Origin of the sequence: Streptomyces sp. ISL-11 (genome assembly GCF_018614525.1) — a bacterium.
Lineage (GTDB): Bacteria > Actinomycetota > Actinomycetes > Streptomycetales > Streptomycetaceae > Streptomyces.
In genome coordinates this window covers 1-9,031 of the sequence record NZ_JAGGOL010000214.1, presented here as the reverse complement: position 1 = coordinate 9,031, position 9,031 = coordinate 1, and the positions used below count along the sequence as shown (strand labels likewise).

Here is a 9,031-nt window from a genome sequence, read left to right as displayed (position 1 = left end):
AAGACCTCCGCGACGTACGCCGAGTACGTGAGCACCAGCGCCGTCCCGCCCAGCAGCACCGGGTCGGTCGTCACCCCTTGCAGCCGCAGCGCCGGGACGCCGAAGACCACCATCAGCAGACAGATGACGAGCGGCAGGCCCCGGAAGAAGTCGGTGTACGCCGTGGCCAGGGCCCGTAGCGGGAAGAACACCGGGCCGCGCAGCGTCCGGGCCACCGCGATCAGCAGCCCCAGGACGAGGACGGCGGCCCCGCAGACGACCAGCAGCCGGAGGTTGAGCCAGAGGCCGTCCAGAACCTTCGGCAGTGCCTCGCGCGCGTAGTGCCCGTTGAAGAACGTCTCCCTGGTGCGCGGCCAGCCGGGAGAGCTGATCACGGCGACGAACAGCACCGTGCCGGTGACCAGCGTGCTGAGGGCGGCGACGGCCGTGGCCCGGCGCGCACGGGCGCGTTTGAAGCGTTCGCGCTCCAGGCGCCGCGCCGAGGGAGTGTAGGTGTCCGGCGGGGGCGCCTCCGGTACGGCGTCCCGGGCAGGGCCGGGAACGGTCTCCCCGGCCGTCATGAGAGCACCGGCGCGTCCGCGGCCTCGGAGAGCCACTTCTTCTCCAGGCGGGCGAGGGTGCCGTCCTTGCGCAGGGAGTCGACGGCGTCGCTGACGCATCCGGTGAGCCGGCTGCCCTTGTCGAGGACCAGTCCGAACCGCTCCGGGCTGCCGCCCTTCGCGGCGAACTGCCCCACGATCCGGGCGTCCGTGATCTCCGCGGAGGTGAGGTAGAAGGCAGTGGGCAGATCCACGACGATCGCGTCGACCTGACCGTTCTTGAGCGCGGTCTTGGCGAAGTCGTTCTTCTGGAAGACGGCCGGCTCGCGGTCGGGCCGGATGACGTCGTTGACGACGTCCAGGCTCGTGGTGCCCACCTGCGCGCCGACGCGCACGCCCTTGAGGTCGGCGGCCTTGGTGGCCTTGGCGGCCGGTGAGTCCTTGAGGGCGACGACGGCCTGGCGCACGTCGTAGTAGCCGGAGGAGAAGTCGACGGCCCGGCGGCGTTCGTCGCTGACGGAGATCTGGTTGATGTCGAAATCGAACTTCTTGGGCCCGGGTGCCACGGCGCTGTTGAAGGGCACCGTCTGCCAGGCCACCTCCGACCGTGCGAAGCCGAGCCGGTCGGCGACCGCGTAGGCGACGGCCGACTCGAAGCCCTTCCCGCTCGTCGGGTCGTCGTCCTGGAACCAGGGGGCGTAGGCGGGCTTGTCGGTGCCCACGGTCAGCGTTCCGGCGGTTTCGGTGGCCAGTCGCCCCTTGGCGCAGGCGGTGGCGCCCGTGGGCGCGGCGGGGGACCGGGCGGAGTCGGTGTCGTCCTGCGGGGCACAGCCGGCTGCCGCCGTCATCAGCACGGCGAGGCAGGCCGCGAAGCGCGTGGTGCGGCGCGCGGCGCGGCGGCGGGGGAGCGGAGCGGCGTGGGGTACGGGCTCGTTGGCGACGGACATGGCGGGAGACTGGCAGCGCGCTTCATGATCTGTCCAGGTCAGGCCACGAACCGTCCGAATAGCGGAAGACTGTTGCCGGTTCATGAATTCTGCGCGGGTGCCGGGGTACCCATCGAGGGAAGGGCTCCCGGGATTGGCCGGAACTCGCCCATCGTCACGCCCGGACGGACTAGGGCAGCGTCTGGGATGCTTGGGGCGAATGCGACAAAAATGTATGCCTGGGGCATCGAGAGTTGCCAGCTCGCAGGAAAAATCGCGGCGTGACGGGGGTTCGGCAGAATAATTTATCGATCCCCCTCTTGAGGTGAAGAACCGCGCACAGATACGGTGTCTTAACGCCAAGTTCTCCTGAGGAGGGGTAGCCATGACGGAAATCCTTGCGTCGACGGCGATAGCGACCGACGAATCGACCACCGACCGCGTAGTCGATCACCCGGCCTGGGCTGTGCTCAAGGACGCCGTGGAGGCTATCCGGCCGTGGCAGTCCGCGGACGGCTCCATCGACCTCGACGCGGCGGGGGCACCGCCGGGCGAGATCGTCCGCGCCGAGGTCGAGCGCGTCGCCTCCGCCGTCGAGCAGCTCTCGCCGCTCGTGCCGCACGACACCGCCTACCACCGCGCGCTCGTCGCGGACCTGCGCCGCTGGGCCGAGAGCGGCTTCCCGGTGCCGGACTTCCTCGACTCGCTGCTGGCCTTCCAGCCCGCCGCCCAGCGCGCCGACGGCCTCCAGCACCTCGTCGTCTTCCCCATGTACACGCAGAACGGCAACCCCGACCGCAACTTCGAGGCGGTCGTGCTGCGCGTGGTCTGGCCGGAGTGGCTCGCGGAGCTGGAGCGCACCCGCTACGACAACCCCCTCTTCCTCGGCATCACCTTCGAGGACTTCACCGCGGGCTACGACACCAACTCGGCCGTCCTCTTCCCGGAGACCATCGCCGTGCGCGAGGCCCCCGAGCGCTTCACCTGGGGCGGCATCTTCTGCGACCGCGAGGCCGCCCGCTTCCGCCGGGTCACCGAGGCCGCCGTGGACGCGCTCGGCGTGCGGCTGCCCGCCGACATCCAGGAGATGGTCGGCGACCAGCAGCGCTGCGAGCAGGCGTTCGTCCTGTGGGACATGGTCCACGACCGCACCCACAGCCACGGCGACCTGCCCTTCGACCCCTTCATGATCAAGCAGCGGCAGCCGTTCTGGATGTACGGACTGGAGGAGCTGCGCTGCGACCTCACCGCCTTCAAGGAGGCCGTGAAGCTCGAAGCCGACGGCTACGCCCAGGGCCGTGACGTGCAGTACGCCGTGCTCTTCGACCGGATGTTCCGCTTCCCGGTCACCGGTGAGCGCGTACGCAACTACGACGGCGTCGGCGGGCAGCTGCTCTTCGCCTACCTCCACCAGCACGACGTCCTGCGCTGGACGGACAACACCCTGCACATCGACTGGGACCGTGCCCCGCAGGTCACCAACCAGCTGTGCGCGGAGATCGAGAAGCTCTACCGCGACGGCATCGACCGCCCCAAGCTCGTCCACTGGTTCGCCGCATACGAGCTGGTCTCCACCTACCTCGCCCCGCACCCCGCGTCGGTGTGGGCCAAGGGCCCCGACGCCCTGGACCTCACCCTGCCGCCGCGCAAACTCGTTGACGACGTGCTTCCGGACGAGTTCCCGCTCAGCATGTTCTATGAGGCCCTTGCCAAGAAGCTGCGGAACGTGATCGCCTCGACCAAGGGCATCACCGCCGCGAGCGAGTCGGTGGCCGCGTGAACGAGCGTGAGAAAGAGGCGACGAAGATGAGCACTCCGACGAACGGCGAGGGCCGCCTGGACGGCGCCGTCGTGGCGGTGGCCGGAGCGGCCGGTCCGGCCGGCCGGGCCGCCCTGCTGCGACTGGCCGAGGCCGGCGCCACGGTCATCGCCGCCGACGCGGACGCCGCCCGCCTCGCCGAGGCCGTCGACGCCGCCCGCTACGCCCACGGCGGTGCCACCGTCATCGGCGACACCGTGGACCTCCTCGACCTCGACGCCACCCGCGCGTGGGCGGACCGCACCGAGAAGGAGTTCGGCCGCATCGACGGCCTCGTGCACCTCGTCGGCGGCTGGCGCGGCTCGGCGACCTTCGCCGAGACCGACCTCGCCGACTGGGAGCTGCTGGAGAAGCTGCTCATCCGCACGGTGCAGCACACCTCGCTCGCCTTCGAGGCACCCCTCCAGCGCAGCGGCAACGGCCGGTATCTGCTCATCAGCGCGGCCGGCGCGAGCAAGCCCACCGCCGGCAACGCCGCGTACTCCGCCTCCAAGGCCGCGGCCGAGGCGTGGACGCTGGCGCTCGCCGACTCCTTCCGCAAGGCGGGAGGCGAGCAGGGCCCCCGGGCGGCCGCCGCCGTCCTGGTGGTCAAGGCCCTGGTGCACGACGCCATGCGCGCCGAGCGCCCGACCGCGAAATTCGCGGGCTTCACGGACGTCAAGGAGCTGGCCGACGCGGTCGTCGACGTCTGGGGCAAGCCCGCCCAGGAAGTGAACGGAACCCGTCAGTGGCTGACTCCCCGACCGTGACCCCGGCGCACCCGACCGACGCGATACGCCGGCACGACCCCCTGCTGCGCGGCTTCGCCAGCGACAACTACGCGGGCGCCCACCCCGAGATCCTGGCCGCGCTCGTCCTCGCCAATGGTGGCCACCAGGTCGCCTACGGCGAGGACGACTACACCGCGCACCTCCAGGACGTGATGCGCGCCCACTTCGGGCCGACCGCCGAAGCCTTCCCGGTCTTCAACGGCACGGGCGCCAACGTCGTCGCCCTCCAGGCGGCCACGGAGCGGTGGGGCGCGGTGATCTGCGCCGCCAGCGCGCACATCAACGTCGACGAGTGCGGGGCGCCCGAGCGGGTCGGCGGCCTCAAGCTGCTGACCGTGCCGACCGAGCACGGCAAGCTCACCCCCGAGCTCATCGACCGCGAGGCGTACGGCTGGGACGACGAGCACCGCGCGCAGCCGCAGGTCGTCTCGATCACCCAGACCACCGAGCTGGGGACCTGCTACACCCCGCAGGAGATCCGGGAGATCTGCGACCACGCCCACGAGCGCGGCATGAAGGTCCACCTGGACGGCGCGCGCATCGCCAACGCGGCGGCCACGCTCGGCGTTCCCGTGCGGGCCTTCACCACCGACGCCGGCGTCGACCTGCTCTCCTTCGGCGGCACCAAGAACGGGATGCTCTTCGGCGAATGCGTCGTCGTGCTCAACCCCGACGCGGTGCGCGCCATGAAGCACCTGCGAAAGCTGTCGATGCAGCTCGCGTCCAAGATGCGCTTCGTCTCCGTGCAGTTCGAGGCCCTGCTCACGGGCGACCTGTGGCTGCGCAGCGCCGCGCACGCCAACGCCATGGCCGCCCGCCTGGCCGAGGGCGTACGGTCCGTCGACGGCGTCGAGATCCTGCACCCGGTGCAGTCCAACGCCGTCTTCGCCCGGCTGCCGCACGACGTGAGCGAGCGGCTCCAGAAGCGCTACCGCTTCTACTTCTGGGACGAGGCCGCCGGCGACGTCCGCTGGATGTGCTCGTTCGACACCACCGAGGACGACGTCGACGCCTTCGCGGCCGCGATCGCGGAGGAGATGGGCAAGCGGTAGGCCCGCACCCACACGGAAGCACCCGGTCGCGATCAGCGGCCGGGTGCTTTCCGTGGTGTCCTCGGTGCGGCGGTCAGCGGCGGTCCAGGGCCGTCGCCTCCGCCGGCGTGGGCGCCGTACCGCCGAGGTGGGCGGGGACCCACCAGGTGTCCGCCGCGTCCTTCGGACGGACCGGATAGGCGCGCTGGGCGGCCTCCAGGCACTCCTGGACGCGGCCGCGGACGCGCTCGGTGAGCGTGTCCGCGTGCTCGGCCGGATCGGCGGCGATCGGCTCGCCCACCCGCATCGTGATCGGGATGTGGTGGCGGCCCAGATCGCGCTTGTGGCCCTTGGTCCACAGGCGCTGGGTGCCCCACAGCGCCATCGGCAGCAGCGGGACGCCGGCCTCCTGCGCGAGCCGGGCGGCGCCGGACTTGAAGTTCTTCAGCGTGAACGACTGGGAGATCGTCGCCTCCGGGAAGACACCGATGATCTCGCCCGAGCGCAGCGCGGCGAGCGCGTGCTTGTACGCCTCCATCCCCGCCGCGCGGTCCACCGGGATGTGCTTCATCGCGCGCATCAACGGCCCCGACACCTTGTGCCGGAAGACGGACTCCTTCGCCATGAACCGCACCAGCCGCTTGGCCGGCCGGGCGGCCAGGCCGCAGAAGACGAAGTCCAGGTAGCCGATGTGGTTGCTCACCAGAACCGCCCCGCCGCGCTGGGGAACGTGCTCGGCACCCTGGATGTCGAAGCGCAGGTCGAGCGCCTTGAACATGGTGCGGGCGACACCGATCACCGGGGGGTAGACGAGTTCTGCCATATCGGGGAAATCCTTCTGGGCCTGGGGAGAGGGGGCTCCCGGCTGAAGTTACGCGGCCGTAGGTTTCGGCTCCCGGCCGATCGTGCCTGATCGCCGGGCCGATGGACCAGCGAGGACGCCTCACGAACCGGGAGATTCTCATCACGTCGGACGGCCGCCGGCCTCCGGCCCGGTAGTGCCGAAGGTACACCTCGCCGCCCGCCGGGTACCCGCGGTAGGCGCCACCAGGGGCGCTGCCGCCCGTACGACGGGAATTTTCCCCGGCCACGCCGGTGCTGCAACCTGCGGAACACATGGGCATCGGACCGTACGCGGGACGACGGCGGAAGGACGAGAGTGCTCGGGCGGGACGACGAGACGCGGCTGGACGCCGCCGGGATCGGCGCGGAACTGGGGGAGCGGGCCACGCTCGTCCAGTTCTCCAGCGCCTTCTGCCAGCCCTGCCGGGCGACCCGGCGCGTCCTGGCCGAGGTGGCCGCCATGGTGGAGGGCGTCGCGCACGTCGAGATCGACGCGGAGGCCCGGCTCGGGCTCGTCCGCGCCCTGGGGATCAGCGCCACGCCCACCGTGCTCGTCCTCGACGCGGCCGGCCGCGTCGTGCGCCGCGCCTCCGGACAGCCGAGGAGGGCCGACGTCATCGCGGCCCTCGGCGCGGCCGTCTGAGTCCCAGTGATCCATCTCCCATCTCCCCGGCCACACTTGACGCTGCGCGCCAGGAATCGTCAATGTGACGTTATGTGGCCCGAACCGCTTCCCGCCCGCCCGAGCGGACGTACGCGCGCCGATCTGCCGCGGAACGCGAGCGCGCGCTGTCCGAGGCCGTGAGCGACCGGGAGCATACGGCTCCGTCGCGCCCAACTCCCGGTCCGACCTCCAGCAGAAGGACATCTCCATGACGGCCACGCCCGAACTCGGCACCCCTCGCGTCGGCAACCCCGATCTGCTGCGTTCCGTCTTCCGCCGGCATGCCGCCGGGGTCGCCGTGATCACCGCGCAGGGCCGGGGCCCGGTCGGCTTCACCGCCACCTCCCTCACGTCGGTGGCCGCCGAGCCCCCGCTCGTCTCCTTCGGCGCGGGCACCGGCTCCTCCAGCTGGCCCGTGCTCGCCGAGGCGGAGCACGTCGGCGTGCACATACTCGGCGAGCACCAGCGGGAGCTGGCGGGCACGTTCGCGCGCAGCGGTGCCGACCGCTTCGCACCGCCCACCTCCTGGCGCCCCGGCCCCCATGACGTGCCGCTGCTCGACGGTGTCCTGGCCTGGCTGGTGTGCCGCGTGGTGGCCCGGGTGCCGGCCGGGGACCACCGTGTGGTGCTCGCCGAGGTCGTCGCGGGCGACTCCGCCGGCGCGGGGCGTCCGCTCGTCTACCACCAGGGGCGCTTCAACGGTCTGCGGGACTGAGACGTCCCGGGTTTCCGCGTTGGGCAGATCACAGTCGGGCAGCCTTGCTTTCACGTCATACGCTGGGTGTACTGACGAGTAACATTCCGCTCGGGGCGCAGGCCGGTCCGACCGGGATTCCGCCCCACAAGGCGCCTATGCTGCCTGCACAAGGCAGCTACGAAGAGACGATGCAGTAGGAGAGCCGGCGTGAGCTTGAGGATCGTTGTCTGTGTGAAGTACGTGCCCGACGCCACCGGCGACCGGCACTTCGCCGAGGACCTGACCGTCGACCGTGACGACGTGGACGGCCTGCTCTCGGAGCTCGACGAGTACGCGGTCGAGCAGGCGCTGCAGATCGCCGACGAGGCGGACGACGCCGAGATCACCGTGCTGACCGTCGGCCCCGAGGACGCCAAGGACGCGCTCCGCAAGGCGCTGTCCATGGGTGCCCACAAGGCCGTCCACGTCGAGGACGACGACCTGCACGGCACCGACGCGCTGGGCACCTCGCTGGTGCTGGCCAAGGCCGTCGAGCACGTCGGCTACGACCTGGTGATCTCCGGCATGGCCTCCACCGACGGTGGCATGGGTGTCGTCCCGGCGATGCTCGCCGAGCGCCTGGGTGTGCCGCAGGTGACGCTGCTCTCCGAGGTCGCCGTGGCCGACGGCAAGGTGACCGGCCGCCGTGACGGCGACGCCGCCAGCGAGCAGCTGGAGGCCTCCCTCCCGGCCGTCGTGTCCGTCACCGACCAGTCCGGCGAGGCCCGTTACCCCTCCTTCAAGGGCATCATGGCCGCCAAGAAGAAGCCGGTGGAGTCCCTGGACCTGTCCGACCTCGGCCTGGAGGCCGAAGAGGTCGGCCTGGAGGGCGCCTGGACGAAGGTCGACGAGGCCAACGAGCGCCCGGCCCGCACGGCCGGCACCGTCGTCAAGGACGAGGGCGAGGGCGGCAAGCAGCTCGCCGAGTTCCTCGCGGGCCAGAAGTTCATCTAGCGGCCGGTCCGGGGGCGGCGGTATCCCGAGCCCCCGGAGCGCACCGCGGCTGAGCTTCCGTCAGCCCGTAAGAACGCCGTCACCCGCCCCACTTTTCCGCTCAGGAGTGCAATCCCATGGCTGAAGTCCTCGTCTACGTCGACCACGTGGACGGCGCCGTCCGCAAGCCCACCCTCGAACTGCTCACCCTCGCTCGCCGCATCGGCGAGCCCGTCGCCGTGCACCTGGGCGCCGGTGCCGACGCCGCCGCGAAGACGCTCGGCGAGTACGGCGCGGTGAAGGTCCTGACCGCCGACGCCGCCGAGTTCGCCGACTATCTCGTCGCGCCCAAGGTGGACGCCCTGGAGGCCGCGTACCAGGCCGTCTCCCCGGCCGCCGTGCTGGTCCCGTCCTCCGCCGAGGGCAAGGAGATCGCGGCCCGCCTGGCGGTCCGCATCGGCTCCGGCATCATCACCGACGCCGTCGACCTGGAGGCCGGCGCCGAGGGCCCGGTGGCCACGCAGTCCGTCTTCGCGGCCTCGTACTCCACCAAGTCCCGCGTCACCAAGGGCACCCCGGTCATCACCGTCAAGCCCAACTCCGCCGCTCCGGAGGCCGCCCCGGCCGCCGGTACCGTCGAGCAGCTGGCCGTCTCCTTCGGTGAGAAGTCCACCGGCACCAAGGTCGTCTCCCGCACCCCGCGCGAGTCGACCGGCCGCCCCGAGCTGACCGAGGCCGCGATCGTGGTCTCCGGCGGCCGTGGCGTCAAC

The 9,031-nt window shown here is 71.4% G+C and carries 10 protein-coding genes; 7 read left to right on the top strand and 3 right to left on the bottom strand.

Features of this window, described 5'->3' with window-relative positions; all coding sequences use genetic code 11:
- Together J7E86_RS30430 and J7E86_RS30425 are read right to left on the bottom strand one after the other, a co-directional pair.
- Positions 1 to 560: ABC transporter permease subunit (locus tag J7E86_RS30430; protein ID WP_374223883.1), on the bottom strand; the 560-nt coding region annotated here is incomplete at its 3' end.
- Positions 557 to 1,486, bottom strand: a complete 930-nt coding sequence (locus J7E86_RS30425) for an ABC transporter substrate-binding protein (RefSeq protein ID WP_215086044.1) — start codon at positions 1,484 to 1,486, stop codon at positions 557 to 559. The genes J7E86_RS30430 and J7E86_RS30425, both read right to left, overlap by 4 nt.
- Before the next feature lie 364 nt (positions 1,487 to 1,850).
- Between J7E86_RS30425 and J7E86_RS30420 the strand changes: the two genes are divergently transcribed.
- The 3 genes from J7E86_RS30420 to J7E86_RS30410 are packed head-to-tail and all read left to right on the top strand — an operon-like array spanning position 1,851 to position 5,106.
- A complete protein-coding gene (locus tag J7E86_RS30420; protein ID WP_215086043.1) occupies positions 1,851 to 3,245 on the top strand; it encodes a DUF6421 family protein in 1,395 nt (464 codons plus the stop codon).
- Between the two features lie 26 nt (positions 3,246 to 3,271).
- Entirely contained in the window at positions 3,272 to 4,033 is a 762-nt protein-coding gene (locus tag J7E86_RS30415) for an SDR family NAD(P)-dependent oxidoreductase (RefSeq protein ID WP_215086042.1), read from the top strand.
- On the top strand, positions 4,012 to 5,106 hold the full coding sequence (locus J7E86_RS30410; RefSeq protein WP_215086041.1) for a low specificity L-threonine aldolase: 1,095 nt from the start codon (positions 4,012 to 4,014) through the stop codon (positions 5,104 to 5,106). The genes J7E86_RS30415 and J7E86_RS30410 overlap by 22 nt, the downstream gene beginning before the upstream one ends.
- A gap of 73 nt (positions 5,107 to 5,179) precedes the next feature.
- Here J7E86_RS30410 and J7E86_RS30405 read toward each other — a convergent pair whose 3' ends face one another.
- Positions 5,180 to 5,908: a 1-acyl-sn-glycerol-3-phosphate acyltransferase gene (locus J7E86_RS30405; protein WP_215086040.1), complete on the bottom strand. Its 729-nt coding sequence runs from the start codon at positions 5,906 to 5,908 to the stop codon at positions 5,180 to 5,182.
- 336 nt (positions 5,909 to 6,244) lie between these two features.
- Here J7E86_RS30405 and J7E86_RS30400 point away from each other — a divergent pair, with 336 nt between their 5' ends.
- The 4 genes from J7E86_RS30400 to J7E86_RS30385 all read left to right on the top strand — a co-directional run.
- The gene (locus tag J7E86_RS30400; protein ID WP_308312783.1) at positions 6,245 to 6,571 is read left to right on the top strand and encodes a thioredoxin family protein; all 327 of its coding nucleotides are present in this window, start codon (positions 6,245 to 6,247) and stop codon (positions 6,569 to 6,571) included.
- A 229-nt stretch (positions 6,572 to 6,800) separates the two neighbouring features.
- Entirely contained in the window at positions 6,801 to 7,307 is a 507-nt protein-coding gene (locus J7E86_RS30395) for a flavin reductase family protein (RefSeq protein ID WP_215086039.1), read from the top strand.
- A gap of 189 nt (positions 7,308 to 7,496) precedes the next feature.
- Complete coding sequence (locus J7E86_RS30390) at positions 7,497 to 8,282, top strand: electron transfer flavoprotein subunit beta/FixA family protein (protein WP_087924966.1); 786 nt, start codon at positions 7,497 to 7,499, stop codon at positions 8,280 to 8,282.
- A 116-nt stretch (positions 8,283 to 8,398) separates the two neighbouring features.
- Positions 8,399 to 9,031: electron transfer flavoprotein subunit alpha/FixB family protein (locus J7E86_RS30385; protein ID WP_215086038.1), on the top strand; the 633-nt coding region annotated here is incomplete at its 3' end.